Genomic DNA, 16,724 nt, shown 5'->3' with positions numbered 1-16,724 from the left:
AAAGGAGTGTAAGACATATGGAATTAATACAGCAGCTTGTCAATGGAATTTCCTTGGGCAGTATTTATGCACTAATCGCCCTAGGCTACACAATGGTATACGGTATTGTAAAATTAATTAACTTTGCCCATGGGGACGTCTTCATGGTCGGTGCATTTATAGGTTTTTATTCCATTACTATTCTTGATTTAGGATTTTTCCCAGCATTACTTATTTCAATGGTTGCCTGTGCAATCTTCGGTGTATTAATCGAGAGGATTGCCTATAAACCTCTTCGGAATGCAACAAGAATCGCTGCCCTTATTACAGCGATTGGGGTTTCGTTGTTTATCGAGTATGGAACCATTTATATTCGCGGTGCTCAGCCGGAAGCTTATCCAGATGGAATCGTTCCTCTAAAAACCCTTGAGATTTTTGGAGTAAAGATTAGCGGCCAGTCCATCCTTATTTTAGGAACATCCGTCATCTTAATGATTTTACTGCAATTTATCGTTCATAAAACAAAAATTGGTAAAGCCATGCGGGCTGTATCACATGACATGGATGCTGCAAGATTAATGGGTATCAATGTAAATAACACGATTTCAGCGACTTTTGCGATCGGTTCTGCTCTAGCAGGAGCGGCGGGCGTCGTCTTTGGGGTATACTATACAAAAATTGAGCCGTTAATGGGAATTATCCCAGGGCTTAAAGCGTTTGTCGCAGCTGTTTTAGGTGGAATTGGAATTATTCCTGGCGCGATGACCGGTGGTTTATTGTTAGGGGTTATAGAGTCACTTGTAAGTGCTGCTGGTTACTCTCTATGGAGAGACGGTGTAGCGTTTGTTGTACTTATCTTAATTTTGATTTTCCGTCCAGCTGGTTTATTTGGTAAAAATATCAGGGAAAAGGTGTAAGGAGGTCTTTAAGCAATGACAATTTTAAAACAAGCAAAATTTTTCTGGACCTCGATCGTTTTAGCCGTTGTATTTGCGGTCGTCATGCAATTTTTAATTAATGGTGGTTCATTGAATCAGTTTTATGTAAATACGCTATTTTTTATTGGAATAAACATTATTCTTGCAGTAAGTCTTCATTTAATTATTGGTATTACCGGTCAGTTTTCGATTGGACATGCTGGGTTCCTTGCCGTTGGTGCCTATGCCTCAGCCATTATGACAATGAAATTAAGCCTCCCATTTCCAGTGGCCCTTCTTGTTGGCGGTATAGCTGCGGCAGTAGCCGGTCTCATTATTGGGATTCCCTCCCTTCGATTAAAAGGTGATTATCTTGCGATTGCCACACTTGGATTCGGAGAGATTGTGAGAATTGTCTTCTTAAATATTGATTATGTCGGTGGAGCAAGCGGAATGACAGTCTCCCACTTTACCACATGGCCTTGGTTGATCTTTTGCGTAATTTTAACAATTGTAGTGATTGCGAACTTCACTAATTCAACTCATGGACGAGCATGTATTTCGATCAGAGAAAATGAAATTGCTGCCGATGCGATGGGGATTAATACAACCTATTATAAGGTAACAGCTTTTGCCATCGGTGCGTTTTTTGCCGGAATTGCCGGTGCTTTATATGCGCATAACTTTTATATTATCCAGCCGACAAACTTTGGCTTTTTGAAATCATTTGATATTTTAATATTCGTCGTTCTAGGCGGATTAGGAAGTATGTCAGGAGCAGTGATTGCTGCGATCCTGTTAACGATCATTTCAACTTATCTATCTAGCTATCCAGAAGTTCGGATGGTTATATACAGCCTTGTCTTAATCGTGATGATGCTTTTCCGTCCACAAGGCCTGCTCGGCACAAAAGAAATTACCTCATTCTTTAAAGTTGGTAAAGCGGCTAAAGGAGGAGTAAAGCATGACAACAAAAACCCAATTGCTTAAAGTAGAAAATGTTGGGATCCGATTCGGCGGTTTAAAAGCTGTATCTGATGTAAACTTGCAATTAAATCAGGGTGAACTTGTCGGTTTAATTGGTCCCAATGGTGCAGGTAAAACCACATTTTTTAACTTGTTAACAGGTGTCTATGTTCCAACAGAGGGAACCATTTCGTTAGCAGGTGAAAAACTTAATGGCTCAGCACCCTATAAAATCACCAAAAAAGGAATTAGTCGGACCTTCCAAAACATTCGCTTGTTTAGTGATCTGTCTGTTCTCGATAATGTAAAGGTCGCTTATCATTCGTTGGCTAAGCATTCGATGGTAAGCTCTATCTTCCGCCTTCCAGCTCACTTTGCTGGTGAAAAGGAAATGGAAGAAAAGGCAATTGACTTCTTGAAAATCTTCAAGTTGGAAAATGTAATGCATGAAAAGGCGAAGAACTTACCGTATGGTCAGCAGCGCCGCCTTGAAATTGCCCGGGCTTTAGCAGCCGGACCAAAATTATTACTACTCGATGAACCGGCTGCCGGGATGAACCCGCAGGAAACAGAAGAATTAATGAACTTAATTGCATTAATCCGTGAAAAGTTTTCATTAACAATCCTCTTAATTGAACATGACATGGGTCTTGTTATGGGGGTGTGCGAGCGCATCTATGTGCTTGACCACGGTCAATTAATTGCGGATGGGACACCAGAACAAATCAGAAATAATCCAAAAGTCATCGAAGCCTATCTTGGAGAGGAGGTCTCCTAATGCTAAAAGTAAATGATATAAATGTTTATTATGGTAATATCCACGCACTAAAGGGGGTTTCCCTCGAGATCAATCAAGGAGAAATTGTTACGTTGATTGGTGCCAATGGTGCAGGTAAAAGCACGCTTTTACAAACAATCTCAGGACTATTAAAGCCGAAAAATGGTGAAGTATTGTTTGAAGGCGAACATGTAGCCGGAAAGGTTCCACAATCAATTGTGAAACGTGGAATTTCACAAGTACCGGAAGGCCGCCGCGTGTTCTCGAACATGTCAGTGGAGGAAAACCTTGAATTAGGTGCGTACTTAAGGAAAGATAAAAAAGGAATTCAGGAAGATTTTGAAAAGGTGTATCAACTGTTCCCACGGTTGTTAGAGCGTAAAAAACAGCAGTCAGGTACCCTTTCAGGTGGAGAGCAGCAAATGCTCGCAATGGGACGAGCATTGATGGCTAGGCCACGTCTATTACTGTTAGATGAACCGTCCATGGGTCTTGCTCCACTATTAGTAAAAACGATTTTCAAGATTATCGAGGAAATCAATAAAACAGGCACAACGATTCTATTAGTAGAACAAAATGCCAATATGGCCCTCTCGATCGCGGACCGTGCTTATGTTATTGAAACAGGAAAAATTGTCGCTTCTGGTACAGCCGAAGAGCTTAGCTCAAGTGACCAAATTAGAAATGCTTATCTTGGCGGACATTAATTCGATCCGCCTTCAAAAAGGAGTTGGGGGTCCCCCAACTCCTTTTAACATTATATTTTCATTTTCCGGTGTTCAGGATCAAGCCGGAATTGCTGACGGCGTTTTGGCTGCATTAGATGTCTAATTTTGTTTGCATAATCCTCATACAACTGTAGGCCGCCAAAGATTACAGGGGTAATAGGATGAAGCTTTTTAACTAGTCTAGCTACCTCGATGCTGCCATGTGCATGTGGAAGCCAGTGTAAGTCAATTCCGAAGGCTTTTGTTTGGATGTTCTTTAACTTTGCTTCGACATCAAATTTGTCACTCATGAGCATGCGATTGGCGATATTAATGATTTTCACTCGAAGGCTGTACCTTTCCAGGTATTCCGCGATACTGGTAATGCCAATCGGGTACATCTCAAATACGGGTGACGAGGGGACCACATCACTGATGGGACCGGCAAGCAGGGAGTTTTTCCGAAAATCATAGACGCTTGGTGCATGCAAAAGGACTAAATCGTATTTCATTTATTTCACCTCATGGAAAATAGTATAGAAAACAGCGTCATTTTATATGTTTGTATATTGTTTGTGAAGTGTTGAACATAGACCTGTTTTTAAATAGTATTAATGAATATATTATCTATTTTGGAAATGAAAGTAATTTATTATTAATTTTAGTGTACTATAATAATTGTTTATTAGAGTGACAAATGGGTGACAGATTTTGGGTGATTTTGTGTAAATTCAGCTAATCCAGTATGCTAGAAATTATTTTGGAGCCTTCAAATTCAGGGAGGAATGATAACGTGGCACAAGCAAAAACGAATGCGATGCGCATATTAGATGCAAAAAAGGTCAGCTATGACATGTTTACCTATGATAATAAAGATGGAAAAATTGACGGTGTCTCTGTTGCTGAAAAAATCGGCAGAGACCCCAAGGAAGTCTATAAGACGCTCGTTGCACAGGGAGCCAGCAAGAATATCTATGTCTTCGTTATTCCCGTTGCTGAGGAATTGGATTTAAAAAGGGCCGCGAAGGCAGCTGGTGAAAAGAATGTTGAAATGCTTCCCGTCAAGGATATTCAGAAATGGACAGGATATATCCGTGGCGGCTGTTCGCCGATTGGTATGAAAAAGGAGTATAAGACGTTTATTGATGAACATGCAAAGGACTTGGATACCATCATTGTCAGTGCCGGGAAGATTGGTGTCCAAATCGTTTTAGCCCCAGTCCAATTGCAAGAGGTCACAAAAGCTGACATTGTCCCAGTTATTAAGTAAGATTTTTTTCCTAGGCACTCACCTATAGGTGACAATCGCATAAGATAGGGTGAAATTATCTTACGAGTGTCACGATAAAAGGGAGTGTTGATCAGTGGCAGGGAAAATTAAAAATTACTTTGCTGGCGGTAATACAGCTAGAGGTTTCCATAATTTATATGATTCCAATCTTCAAGATCTCGACCGGTTATTTATTTTAAAAGGCGGGCCAGGAACAGGTAAATCCTCACTCATGAAAAAGGTCGGCAATGAGTGGCTTGAAAAGGGCTATGATGTTGAATTCTTACATTGTTCTTCAGATAATAATTCCATTGATGGCGTGTTAATACCGGCATTAAAGGTGGGAATTGTTGATGGAACAGCTCCACATGTGATTGAACCAAAAGCACCAGGTGCGGTGGATGAGTATATTAACCTCGGTGAGGCTTGGAATGCTCGCGCCTTAGCGATCCATAAAAGTACAATCTTGAAGTTAACCAATCAAATCAGCCAGTCCTTTCATAAGGCATATGATACGTTTAAAGAAGCATTAGATATTCATGATGATTGGGAAAAGATCTATATCAACAGCATGGATTTTAAGAAAGCAGATCAATTAACGAACAAATTAATTGATACTTTCTTTGGAAAAATGAAGCTTAGTAAAAAATCAGATATCCGTCATCGCTTTTTAGGGGCAGCAACGCCTAAAGGAGCGGTTGATTATGTTCCGAATCTAACCGAAGAGATTCCAAAACGTTACTTTATTAAAGGGCGCCCGGGCTCTGGGAAATCCACCATGCTGAAGAAGCTTGCTGCAGCGGCTGAAGTCAGAGGGGTGGATGTAGAGGTTTATCATTGTGGCTTTGACCCGCACAGCCTTGATATGGTAATTTTCAGGGAGCTTGGAATTGCGATTTTTGATAGTACGGCACCGCATGAGTACTTCCCAAGCAGAGATGGCGATGAAATCATTGATATGTATGAATTACTAATCGCGCCTGGGACAGATGAAATTTTTGAAGATATCATTACTAAAATCTCAACCAATTATAAAAATAAAATGAATGAGGCAATCTCCTATTTAGCAAAGGCAAAGGAACTTCATGATGAGTTAGAGGAAATATATATTGCTGCGATGGATTTCTCTGTTGTAGAACAGATTCAGAATAAAATTGCTGAGGAAATAAGAGAGTTAGCAGCAAGTAAAGTAGAGTAACAAAACTTTCAAATAGGACTAATGTTTTACCTTCACCAAATTAGGCGGGGCGCATACGTTAAAGGGAAAATTAAATAAAAGGGGACTAATAACCATGGATCATTTCAATTACCCTCAGGGTCATGGTAGAATGCCTAATTTTCCTTATGAAAACAACCTTAGGCAACAAACACAACCACCGCCACACGGGGGAGGCCATCAACCACCGCCACACGGGGGAGGCCACCAACCACCGCCACACGGGGGAGGCCATCAACCGCCGCCACACGGGGGAGGCCATCAACCACCGCCACACGGGGGAGGCCATCAACCACCGCCGCATGGAGGAGGCCATCAACCGCCGCCGCACGGGGGAGGCCATCAACCGCCGCCGCACGGGGGAGGCCATCAACCGCCGCCGCACGGAGGATATCATCCACCACATGGAGGAGGCCCACATTACGGTGGTGCCCCGACTGGACCGCCACCAACCTTTATTCCGCATGAAACAGTTGGCTTATATGCGGTTGACCCAGGAGGAATTCGGCACTGTTTGTACCGTTATACCTATATTTGGTTGAATAATGGAAGAAACTTCTGGTATTATCCGACTTATGTTGGCAGAACCTCGATTGCCGGATATCGCTGGAGTGGATACCATTGGGAATATTACGGAATGGATTTAAACAGAATCCGTTCATTTAGTTGTCACTAATTAGAAAGAACTGTCCTAAATTGGGCAGTTCTTTCTTTTTTTAAGAGTTTGGATTTGTTTTGCTTTTCTGCCCTTTGGTATTGCGCTTATTACCTTTACTGTTATCACCGCTGACAAACTCGCTGGCAAATTCAGCTTCTGCATGTCCTGCTTGCGGGGAGTTTTGATTCTTGCTGCCTTTGTTGTATTTCTTCGTCATCATCGATCCCTCCTTTTCTACTATGGTTTAGTTTGGTTTCGAGTATGTTGTTTATACAGTTAAATAAAGGTAATATTTAAATTATTAGTTAGCTGACTGGAATTTTTTAAAAGGGTGATTGGGTGCAGTCAAATATAGACTTATTAACAAAACTATTTGAAGCAAATCGCAATGAAGCAAATGCTGGACCAATGGAGAAATATATGAAAGACCACTTCCCTTTCCTTGGCATCAAGAAACCAAATCGAAGTGTACTCGAGAAGCAGTTTTTTAAAGAAACAGGTTTGTTAAAGGAGCCGTTTAACCAAGAATTTATTCGCGATCTTTGGGCGAAGGATGAACGTGAATACCAATATACAGGATTGGTTTATATGGAAAAATCGTTGAAAAAGCTGGAGAAGATCGATTTACCTTTTATGGAGGAATTGATTCAAACCAAATCATGGTGGGATACAGTTGATGCGATTTCCCCTAAACCGGTTGGGGAAATTGCCAAAAGGTTTCCTGATGTCGTGGCGGAAACAATTGATGGCTGGGCCACCCATGATTACCTTTGGCTGCGCAGGGCGGCACTTCTTTTTCAATTAAAGTATAAAGAGAACACAAATGAAGAGCTTCTTTATCAATACATACGCCTTAATGCAGACAGTAAGGAATTTTTTATCCAAAAGGCCATCGGCTGGGCGTTAAGGGAATATTCAAAGATCAATCCTGATTCCGTGAAAAAATTTATCCAAGCGACAAAGCTAGCACCGTTAAGTGTTCGCGAAGGAAGTAAGTATTTAGCTTGAGCATTAGGGAGATAATGTTTTAGATAATCTGTTAAAATGGCAATAATGAAAAGGGATAGAGGGTGGACATCATGATTAAATGTATTGCAACAGATATGGATGGAACATTATTAAATTCGGTTCAACAAATCAGCTTAGAGAATAAGGAAGCTATTTTAAAAGCGCAGTCACAAGGGGTTGAAGTAGTGGTTGCAACAGGCCGGTCCTATCAAGAGGCTACTTTCGTCCTTTCTGAGGCGGGCTTAACCTGCCCAGTTATTTGTGTGAATGGCGCGGAAGTACGTTCCAAAGAGGGGGACGTCCTTTCAGCTACTCCAATTGGGAAACAATTAGCTCGAGAGGTTGCTGCAAGGCTCTCAAAAAAGGACGTGTACTTCGAAGTTTACACAAATCAGGGTGCCTTTACGATCGACCCAGACAAAGCTGTTTCCATTCTTGTTGATATCGTGATGAGTGCGAATCCAGAAGCCAATCAGGCTGAGATCATAGAAGCCGCAGGGGCAAGAATCCGTGATGGCTTAGTCCAAACAATCGAAGAGTATGAACTGCTATTTGCAAATGATCAGTATCAAATCTATAAATTTCTTGTCTTCTCATTTGATGGGGAAAAATTAGAAGCAGCAAATCAAGCATTAGCCGACTTAGAAGAACTAGCCATCGCATCTTCCGGTCATGAAAACCTCGAAATCACGAACCGTGAGGCTCAAAAGGGAATTGCACTTGAATCGTTTGTGAAAGAAAGAGGAATTGACTTGGCGGAAACGATGGCGATTGGTGATAATTATAATGATGTGTCAATGTTTGAAAAAGCAGGCAGGTCAGTGGCGATGGGAAATGCCAATTATGAAATCAAATCCCTTTGTGATGTAATTACAGACACTAATGTAGATAGCGGCGTAGCAAAGGCGATACTTGAAGTCATTTAAATTATGATGTAAGTAAGGGTGTCAGGCACTATGTGAATTCTGGCACCCTGTTGATTGGAGCGGAAGGCACGAAGACTCCTGCGGGAGGCTCCCCGGACCGCCCGCGGAAAGCGAAGTGCCTGGAGCAGAAAACAACAGGCCTTGTCAAGAAAGCTAAAAAATTTAAAATGAAAGCGTTGACATGATAAAATTATCATGATACTATCAATCTATAAATTAAATACACCCGATTCTTTAGGGTTGTTACTGGTCGTGCAGGCAAAACCTAAATTGTCGTCTCTTAACATTTGTTTGAGGCGCACAATTTAGGTTTTTTTGTATTCTTGAGAAACTTTTGATCCGGAAAAAAGGAACTCAGGGTGGCTGCCTTCCTATAACGGTGTATTTGATTAAAAACTTGATAATTATTTTAGGATTGTTACTGGTTCGGCAGGCAAAACCTAAATTACTCAACACATGAGGATTATTTACTTATGTATGGGTAGTTTAGGTTTTTTGTTTTCTTGGGATGGAAAGCGGATACAAATTTGGTTGTATAAAATTTGGAGGTGTTTTTAATGGCTAAAAAGGATTACACAGGCTTAACAAGCAACATTTTAGAGTTAGTCGGCGGGAAAGATAATATCAACAGCGTGTTTCATTGTGTGACAAGACTACGTTTTAAGTTAAAGGACGAAAAGATCGCCAAAACGGAAGAGATTAAAAATCTTGAGGGCATTGTGACTGTAATGCAAAGCGGCGGTCAATATCAGGTGGTCATTGGGAACCATGTACCAGATGTTTATGCAACATTCTTACAAGTTGCCAATATGAGTGGAGCAGCTGAAAGTGATTCAGAAGATACAAACAAAGCAGGTTTAGGTGCTAGATTTATAGATATGATTTCAGGAGTATTTACTCCAATACTAGGCGTTTTAGCTGCAACAGGTATGATTAAAGGTTTGGCGGCACTAATACTAGCTTTAGGCTGGGTGACAGCAACATCAGGCACTTATAACTTACTGAATATCGCAGGAGACGGTTTATTCAATTTCTTACCAATATTTTTAGGTTACACAGCTATGAAAAAATTCGGTGGTACACCTTTTGTCGGAATGGCAATCGCCGCCGCATTGGTGCATCCAACATTGTCAACGTTAACAGCAGGAGATCCACTTTATACACTATTTAAAGGATCGTTAATCCAGTCAGATATACGTATTACATTCTTAGGTATTCCAGTCATCATGATGAGTTATGCTTCATCCGTTATTCCAATTCTACTTTCAGCGTTTTTTGCAACAAAGATCGAAAAAGGTTTCAAAAAGATTGTTCCAGATGTTGTAAAAACTTTCGTCGTTCCATTTTTGACCATTATCATAATGGTTCCATTAACTTTCTTAGTGATTGGTCCAGTTGCTACATGGGCAGGTACTCTTCTTGGTGCTGCCACATTATGGATTTATAAGTTAAGCCCTGTTGTAGCTGGTTTAATTCTCGGAGGATTTTGGCAAATATTTGTTATCTTTGGACTTCACTGGGGACTTGTTCCAATTGCAATTAACAACTTAACAACTTTACATTACGACCCGGTTCTAGCAACCACAGTTATGGTTTGTTTCGCACAAGTTGGTGCTGTTTTAGCCGTTATGTTAAAGACAAAAAACAAAGGATTGAAAACACTTAGTTTTCCGGCTTTCATTTCAGGTATTTTTGGCGTGACAGAACCAGCGATTTACGGTGTAACGTTACCACTTAAAAAGCCATTTATTATGAGCTGTATTGGTGGAGCAGTAGGCGGCGGAATTATTGGTGCTACTGCGGGGAAATTATGGATGTTCGGCGGCATGGGTATTTTCGTGATACCAACCTTTATCAAGCCCGGTTCATCACTTGATATGACTGTCTGGGGAGCAGTAATTGCGTTAGTGGCAGGTTTTGTCGTAGCGTTTGTTTTAACTTATCTATTCGGTTTTAAAGATCCAGCAAATAAAGAAAAAGCAACTAATGAACCAAGGACAGTAAAAGTGATCGATAAAACCCGTACGCAAGAGGTTGCAAGTCCGTTAAAAGGAAAAGTAATTCCATTAAATCAAGTAGAAGACGCGGCCTTTTCAAGTGAAGTAATGGGAAAAGGGATTGCGATTGAACCATCAGAAGGAAAAGTAGTATCGCCAGTCAATGGTGTTGTAACAACACTTTTTAAAACAAAACATGCGATTGGAATCACATCCGATAAAGGCGTGGAAATATTAATCCATGTGGGAATGGATACCGTTAAATTAGACGGAGAACATTTTACTGCTCATATCAACCAAGGCGACACCGTCAAAGCAGGAGATCTGTTAGTAGAATTTGATATCGCTAAAATTAAAGCAGCAGGTTGTGAAGTGACCACGCCTATCATTATCACCAATAGCGGCGATTATGCAGAAATTAATCCAACAGCAAAAACAGCAATTGATCAGAAAGAAACATTATTAACGATTTGTGGTTAATTTTTAAAAAAAGAGATTCCGATTGTTAACAGTCGGAGTCTCTAAAAATGGAGGAGGAAATAAAGATGACAAGACAAACATCATTTCCAGAAGGATTTTTATGGGGCGGCGCAACTGCAGCCAATCAGTTAGAAGGTGCCTATAATGAAGGCGGTAAGGGCCTATCAATTTTTGATATGGTTACCTTTATCCCAAAGGAAGAACGTACAAATGATATCGAGATGGATGTCAGAAGTGAAGAAGAGCTAGAAGCGTTATTGGCAGGAAAAGAGGGAGATAACTTCCCTAAACGCCGTGGAATTGACTTTTATCACCGCTATAAAGAAGACATTGCGCTGTTCGCTGAAATGGGCTTTAAAACATTCAGAATGTCGATTTCTTGGCCGCGTATTTTTCCAAATGGGGACGAGTTAGTGCCGAATGAAGAGGGTCTGGCTTTCTACGATCGAGTGTTTGATGAACTATTAAAATATGACATCGAGCCTTTGGTGACTCTATCACACTATGAAATGCCGCTTCACTTGGTGCAAAAATATAATGGCTGGACTGACCGCCGTTTAGTGGAATTCTTTGTCCGCTATGCTGAAACTGTATTTACTCGTTATAAAGACAAAGTAAAATACTGGTTAACCTTTAATGAGATTAATATCTCAACTTTCTCTCCGTATATCGGCAGCGGGATTTTAGTGGATCGTGTTGAGAATAAAGAGCAAGCTGTATATCAAGCGCTCCACCATCAATTTGTGGCAAGTGCACGTGCGGTAAAAGCTTGTCATGAAATCATTCCTGGTGCACAGATTGGCTGTATGCTGGCTCGTATGGAAGTATATCCAGAAACGTGCAACCCAGATGATGTCTTAGTAGCATTAGAAGAAGACCAGAAGAACCTGTTCTTCACAGATGTTCAAGTGCGCGGTTATTATCCAAGCTATATGTTAAGCTATTTTGAAAAGAAGAATATCCAAATTGACATGCTGCCAGGTGATGAGGAAATCTTGTTGCAGCATCCAGTAGACTTCTTATCATTTAGCTATTATATGTCCATGGTGGCGAGTGGTAATGAAGAGCGATTAAAAGAAATAGGGAACTTCTTTAATGGTGTTAAAAACCCTTATTTACAAGCATCTGATTGGGGCTGGCAAATTGATCCGAAGGGCCTCCGCATTACATTGAAGAAAATGTACGACCGCTATCAAGTACCTTTATTCATTGTGGAAAATGGTTTAGGTGCCTACGATAAAGTCGAGGAAGACGGCTTGATCAACGATGATTACCGGATTGATTACATGCGCGCACATATTGAACAAATGGGCGAAGCGATCAAAGACGGAGTAGATTTAATGGGTTACACCAGCTGGGGCTGTATCGATTTAATTAGTGCAAGTACCTCAGAAATGTCTAAACGTTACGGATTCATCTATGTTGACCAAGATGACTATGGTAACGGTACATTAGCAAGAAAGAAGAAAAAATCATTCGATTGGTACAAAAATGTCATTGCAACCAACGGTGAACAACTGTAAATGTGAAAAAGAGATTGGAGATTCCAATCTCTTTTTTTATAGGATCTCAATCTTTAATGAATTCACCTGTGAAACCAGCAGTTCTTCGTATTCTTTTTGAGCTTGGTAGTAGATTTCTTGTTCGCCAGCTTTAGGATTTTCCTTTTTAACTTTGTCAATTAAATCCTTTTGAACCTTCTGGGACATGACGATCAATTGATATTGCTGCTTTTCTGTTGCCCAAAACTTCTCTTCTCCGTACTCGTTGATTAGCTTTTTAGCTGACCCAAATTGATTATATTGTTCGCGTGCTTTGCTAAGGGCCGCATTCACTTCCGTCTCCGTTGCTTTATGGCCCTTTTCATCCCCCAGTAAGGCCATTGCCCGGAGGCGGATGATTTGTGTTAATAGCTGATTTTTATCTTCAAGTGTTTTTTCCTGTGTCTCTAAATAAGCGAGTTCTTCCTCTAACTGCTCGCCCTTATATTGTTTCTCTGCACTCTCACGGTTGATCGCTAGCTGCAATTGGTTAATGAACTTATAAAAGCTGACATCCTCAGCAGTGATCCACTCGCCATTCACCTTGGCAACCCCTTTTGGCTTGGTTACGTTCAGTTCAATAACTTTTTCCGTCTTTTTCCCGTCTTTTTTAAGCGTAAACACAGCCTCATATTTACCGCCCATTGGCAAATTTACTTTGCCGCTATAGGTGCCATTTTTTCCTTCCTCAAGCTTGACATCAAAGCTGCCATGATCCATTTCCGTCATTGCTAGGTTGGCAGATACATCTAGCCCTTTTACCGCTTTCTTGTTTTCGGTTACCTTTACTTCAAAAGGCATGGCTGTATCCTTGACGAAATAAAGATCCTTTGTGACAGCCACTTTATATTCAGGGTCTGAACTGCATCCTGTGATCACGGCAATCAAAAGAAGGATGGCGGAGATTACCCGTATCTTCATGAACTGATTCCTCCTAAATTATGAGTTTGTAAAAAATCTTCTACTTTATATTTCTTCATTTTTCCATTTTCTAAATAAGCAACATGGGTACAAATCTGCTTAATTTCATCCAGATGGTGTGATGACAGCAGAATCGTTTTATCCTGAAGGGAACTGAGTACATCTAAAATTTCTTTTCTTCCGAGCGGGTCAATACCGCTTGTCGGTTCATCAAGAATGAGCAGGCTTGAATCCTGATAAAGGGTGATTGCTAAACCGAGGCGCTGCAGCATTCCTTTCGAGTACTTCTTGACTTGTTCATTGCGGTCGTCCCACAAGCTGACCGAACGAAGCACATGCTCTATTCGTTCCGGGTTGGCGGACTTAGCCACCGCCTCTGCAAAAAACGTCATATTTTCCAATCCGGTCAGCATCGGATAAAGCATAAATTTTTCCGGCAAATAGGCGGTTTTTCTTTTCCACTCCTTATTTTTCTTGTTCACGGCAATACCATTTATCAAAATCTCCCCTTGCTTGACCGGCAATAGTCCAAGCAAACTATTGATAAATGTCGATTTCCCGGCGCCATTGCGTCCAACCAGAGCACAAATTTCATTCCGGTTAATGTCTAGATTGATTGAATCCAAGACCGTTTTTTTTCCAAATGATTGGTTTAAATTCTTTACGGTGATCATTCGTACCCCTCCTTACGATTGAAAACAATCGCTGTGAAAAATGAAGCGATGAGCCAGAACAATAGATTTCCGAGCAGGAAGAATATCGGTTTCGTCCACATAAACGCTTGTAAGAGTCTCGACATATGGCCGAAGGAATATACCCCAGTGCCTGTTTCTAAGAACATTCGAACAGCCTGAAGAGGATTTAAAAAGTAAACCGAAGAAAATAGTTTTACATTTTCATGCGTCACATCAGGTAAAAACGACAGCAAGATAAAATCATGCAAGAAGAAAAAGTAGAACCAGACAAAGATCGTAAACCCTAAAATCTGCATCCTCGAACGGCTGATACTTCCGATGGCAGCGCCCATTTGCAAAAAGACGAGGCTTATTGAAACAATCGCTGCCACAAAGATGAAATAACTTTTCATATCTAGTTGAAAGTTAAATTTTAATAGTAACAAATAAATGAAAAACCACGTAATCAGCGGGACAAGGACAACTGTATAGAGTCCTAGGCTTTTTTTGATTAGAAAATTTCCGAATTGGTCTGTCTTTGTCAGCAGGATAATCAATGTCTTTTGTTCCTTTTCTTGAAAAATCGAGAATGCCCCGATAAATAAGCATAGAATCGGAATAAAATAGATAATCGTATCAAACAAGTTGATTAAGAGCACATAAAAGCCTTTATCAAATGAAAGGGCTGAGGAACGAAATAAAATCGCGATTGAAATCAGAACAATAATACTTAAACTTAGCCAAAGTCCTTTTCCTCTTATATTTTCCTTCCATTCCTTCCAAATGTAATGCATAGTAGGTGTCTCCCTTTTAGTAAAATCCCCACAATTAGTAAGGTGGCAATAAGGAAAATTGCTTTCGAATGTGATCCCTTTGCCGCTGTTAGCGGGTGTGGGTCATGAAACATGACGGCTTCCTTTGACAGCGCCGCATTCAATTTTTCATAAATCTTCAATGCGGGACTTTTTAAAAATAAATAGGATAATTCTTGGTCTTCTATTAATTGATATAAAGAAGAACGATAGGTTATTGGAAAATCCCCGATGCTGTCTTGGTCTAAATCGGTGATGGGGAACGTGCTGCCCCAGTCATTCCCTTTGCCATTCATGCTCCAGGAATTATTCTCACTATTGCCGCCAAGAGTTACAGCAGGAATCGTATTTTCGGTAATTTGATTTAAGGTGAAAACTTGGTCATTGGAACTAGACCACAGTTCAATTCCGATTTGGTTTTGAACGACTTTGTTGTGGCGGAATTCGTTTCTAGTCGCTTGATCAATGTACATGCCGCGTTGGTTCATGTAAAAGGTATTATTGGCAATTTCGTTGTCATTAGCTTGAAGCAGCAATAATCCAAACGACTGGTTGCCGTAGTTCACGAGAAATTGATTATCCTCGAGCTTTACATGATTCGAGTTCATAATCGCTGCGCCGCCGGTGTTCATCGTGAATATATTTTTCTTGAAAATGTTCTTGTCGGAATACATGTAATGCAAACCATATCTTGTGTGACTAATATTATTTTCATAGCTTTTGTTGTTGTTCGCATATTCAAAGAACATCCCGTCCCGGGTGCCTTCTATTGTATTCTTTTCTAGCAGATTATCATTAGCATAATAAACATGAATCCCATTGCCCTGGGCGGCGATTTCGCCTTTCCCCAGACCCTTAATTCGGTTGGAACGAATGGTATTTTTGTGTGCCTGGCTTAAATAAATGCCGTGAAAGGAGTCGCGGATGATGATATGTTCGACGACATTGTTGTTTGTGTAAATCTTTATGGCTGCATATTCCTCAGCTGAGTTCCGGTTCATACCTCCATGCGTGACTGTCAGGTAGCTCAGTTTCACATCAGGTGCCTTAATGGAAATGACATTTCCGGTACCGTCTCCTTTGATCACGGTCTTTTTTGAGCCAATAATCGTTATCGGTTTGTTAATGACAATATTGCCCTGGTAGGTTTTATTTTCAAGCCTCAGGACCGCCCCTTCTTTCAGGCTGTCGATGGTTGCTTGTAATTGTTCGGCTGCCAGCTTTTTCTCAGGGCTCATGACTAGCAATAGAGAAAAAATGAAAGATAAGAGCGCAAGTTTTTTCATTTACTTTCGATCCTTCCATAACGGAATGAGTAAGAGGATAAACGCAGCGATTACCAAATATGTTCCTAGGCCAAGCAGGCTGTTGGTTTGGAAGTTCGCCACTGTATTGTGTCCTAAAATAGGCGGAACAAATGGATCCATTTTTATGGGAGCTTCGGGACTTAAATTGGTACCAAACTTTTTCAATGCATGGTGAAGGTCATAGACACCTAGCCCGCCGCCAATCACAAATAAGCCGATTAATCCGTATAGAACAGACTTTTTTCGAAGCAGGGCGGTTAAAAGAGTTAAAGCCGCTAAACCACCAACTAGATAAGGTAAATACGCTAATTCAGGGAAGTTTTTTTCACTGAAGTTCGCCATACCAATATAGTGGTTAAGCCCATTAACGATATCAATTTCGCCTTCAAGCTTATTCGGGTACACAATGATATTTAGCCCTTCTGGATATTGGGGAGCAACAAAGACCATTTTCCACCATGGAAAAAATAATGAGATGACTATTAAAATAGTTGAAGTAACAAGCAATAATGAAGAAACCATTGATAATTTTTTTGTTTTATCTTTCATGTTAACATCGCCTTTTTA

19 protein-coding genes are annotated in these 16,724 nt (G+C 40.6%); 12 read left to right on the top strand and 7 right to left on the bottom strand.

Going from position 1 to position 16,724, the window contains the following annotated elements:
- The first annotated feature begins 17 nt into the window (after positions 1 to 17).
- Genes FS608_RS14150 through FS608_RS14135 form a run of 4 tightly spaced genes read left to right on the top strand, consistent with a single transcriptional unit; the run spans position 18 to position 3,347 of the window.
- Positions 18 to 896 (top strand): branched-chain amino acid ABC transporter permease, encoded by an 879-nt coding sequence (locus FS608_RS14150; protein WP_026568127.1) that lies wholly within the window; start codon positions 18 to 20, stop codon positions 894 to 896.
- 15 nt (positions 897 to 911) lie between these two features.
- Positions 912 to 1,886, top strand: coding sequence for a branched-chain amino acid ABC transporter permease (locus tag FS608_RS14145; protein ID WP_144551859.1), 975 nt, complete (start codon positions 912 to 914; stop codon positions 1,884 to 1,886).
- A complete protein-coding gene (locus FS608_RS14140; RefSeq protein ID WP_144551856.1) occupies positions 1,861 to 2,640 on the top strand; it encodes an ABC transporter ATP-binding protein in 780 nt (259 codons plus the stop codon). The genes FS608_RS14145 and FS608_RS14140 overlap by 26 nt, the downstream gene beginning before the upstream one ends.
- Positions 2,640 to 3,347, top strand: a complete 708-nt coding sequence (locus FS608_RS14135) for an ABC transporter ATP-binding protein (RefSeq protein ID WP_144551853.1) — start codon at positions 2,640 to 2,642, stop codon at positions 3,345 to 3,347. The genes FS608_RS14140 and FS608_RS14135 overlap by 1 nt, the downstream gene beginning before the upstream one ends.
- A 50-nt stretch (positions 3,348 to 3,397) precedes the next feature.
- Here FS608_RS14135 and FS608_RS14130 read toward each other — a convergent pair whose 3' ends face one another.
- Positions 3,398 to 3,859, bottom strand: a complete 462-nt coding sequence (locus FS608_RS14130; protein ID WP_260871687.1) for a cobalamin-dependent protein — start codon at positions 3,857 to 3,859, stop codon at positions 3,398 to 3,400.
- Between the two features lie 281 nt (positions 3,860 to 4,140).
- On the opposite strand from FS608_RS14130, the gene ybaK reads away from it, so the two are divergent.
- The 3 genes from ybaK to FS608_RS14115 all read left to right on the top strand — a co-directional run bounded on the left by ybaK (position 4,141) and on the right by FS608_RS14115 (position 6,509).
- Positions 4,141 to 4,617, top strand: coding sequence for a Cys-tRNA(Pro) deacylase (ybaK, locus tag FS608_RS14125; RefSeq protein WP_222127351.1), 477 nt, complete (start codon positions 4,141 to 4,143; stop codon positions 4,615 to 4,617).
- Positions 4,618 to 4,711: 94 nt separating this feature from the next.
- Positions 4,712 to 5,815, top strand: a complete 1,104-nt coding sequence (locus tag FS608_RS14120; protein ID WP_144551847.1) for a PRK06851 family protein — start codon at positions 4,712 to 4,714, stop codon at positions 5,813 to 5,815.
- Positions 5,816 to 5,909: 94 nt separating this feature from the next.
- A complete protein-coding gene (locus FS608_RS14115; RefSeq protein ID WP_260871686.1) occupies positions 5,910 to 6,509 on the top strand; it encodes a proline-rich domain-containing protein in 600 nt (199 codons plus the stop codon).
- A 40-nt stretch (positions 6,510 to 6,549) separates the two neighbouring features.
- On the opposite strand, the gene FS608_RS30280 is transcribed toward FS608_RS14115, so the two are convergent.
- On the bottom strand, positions 6,550 to 6,708 hold the full coding sequence (locus FS608_RS30280; RefSeq protein ID WP_222127350.1) for a hypothetical protein: 159 nt from the start codon (positions 6,706 to 6,708) through the stop codon (positions 6,550 to 6,552).
- 122 nt (positions 6,709 to 6,830) lie between these two features.
- Between FS608_RS30280 and FS608_RS14110 the strand changes: the two genes are divergently transcribed.
- The 5 genes from FS608_RS14110 to FS608_RS14095 all read left to right on the top strand — a co-directional run bounded on the left by FS608_RS14110 (position 6,831) and on the right by FS608_RS14095 (position 12,425).
- The gene (locus tag FS608_RS14110) at positions 6,831 to 7,499 is read left to right on the top strand and encodes a DNA alkylation repair protein (RefSeq protein WP_144551843.1); all 669 of its coding nucleotides are present in this window, start codon (positions 6,831 to 6,833) and stop codon (positions 7,497 to 7,499) included.
- A 71-nt stretch (positions 7,500 to 7,570) separates the two neighbouring features.
- Entirely contained in the window at positions 7,571 to 8,425 is an 855-nt protein-coding gene (locus FS608_RS14105; RefSeq protein ID WP_144551840.1) for a Cof-type HAD-IIB family hydrolase, read from the top strand.
- Positions 8,426 to 8,457: 32 nt separating this feature from the next.
- Positions 8,458 to 8,610 (top strand): hypothetical protein, encoded by a 153-nt coding sequence (locus FS608_RS30275; RefSeq protein ID WP_186328728.1) that lies wholly within the window; start codon positions 8,458 to 8,460, stop codon positions 8,608 to 8,610.
- 372 nt (positions 8,611 to 8,982) lie between these two features.
- On the top strand, positions 8,983 to 10,902 hold the full coding sequence (locus FS608_RS14100; RefSeq protein ID WP_144551838.1) for a beta-glucoside-specific PTS transporter subunit IIABC: 1,920 nt from the start codon (positions 8,983 to 8,985) through the stop codon (positions 10,900 to 10,902).
- Positions 10,903 to 10,967: 65 nt separating this feature from the next.
- Positions 10,968 to 12,425, top strand: a complete 1,458-nt coding sequence (locus FS608_RS14095; RefSeq protein ID WP_144551835.1) for a glycoside hydrolase family 1 protein — start codon at positions 10,968 to 10,970, stop codon at positions 12,423 to 12,425.
- Between the two features lie 36 nt (positions 12,426 to 12,461).
- Here FS608_RS14095 and FS608_RS14090 read toward each other — a convergent pair whose 3' ends face one another.
- The 5 genes from FS608_RS14090 to FS608_RS14070 are packed head-to-tail and all read right to left on the bottom strand — an operon-like array spanning position 12,462 to position 16,706.
- Entirely contained in the window at positions 12,462 to 13,364 is a 903-nt protein-coding gene (locus FS608_RS14090; RefSeq protein WP_144551832.1) for a FixH family protein, read from the bottom strand.
- Positions 13,361 to 14,038 (bottom strand): ABC transporter ATP-binding protein, encoded by a 678-nt coding sequence (locus tag FS608_RS14085; RefSeq protein ID WP_144551829.1) that lies wholly within the window; start codon positions 14,036 to 14,038, stop codon positions 13,361 to 13,363. The genes FS608_RS14090 and FS608_RS14085 overlap by 4 nt, the downstream gene beginning before the upstream one ends.
- Positions 14,035 to 14,832, bottom strand: a complete 798-nt coding sequence (locus FS608_RS14080; protein WP_144551826.1) for an ABC transporter permease — start codon at positions 14,830 to 14,832, stop codon at positions 14,035 to 14,037. The genes FS608_RS14085 and FS608_RS14080 overlap by 4 nt, the downstream gene beginning before the upstream one ends.
- A complete protein-coding gene (gene nosD / locus FS608_RS14075; protein ID WP_144551823.1) occupies positions 14,796 to 16,136 on the bottom strand; it encodes a nitrous oxide reductase family maturation protein NosD in 1,341 nt (446 codons plus the stop codon). The genes FS608_RS14080 and nosD overlap by 37 nt, the downstream gene beginning before the upstream one ends.
- Positions 16,137 to 16,706, bottom strand: a complete 570-nt coding sequence (locus FS608_RS14070; RefSeq protein ID WP_144551820.1) for a hypothetical protein — start codon at positions 16,704 to 16,706, stop codon at positions 16,137 to 16,139. It lies immediately after the preceding gene.
- Between the last annotated feature and the right edge of the window lie 18 nt (positions 16,707 to 16,724).

The sequence above is a fragment of the Bacillus sp. X1(2014) genome, from assembly GCF_007678255.1.
This window is presented reverse-complemented; position numbering and strand designations above follow the sequence as displayed.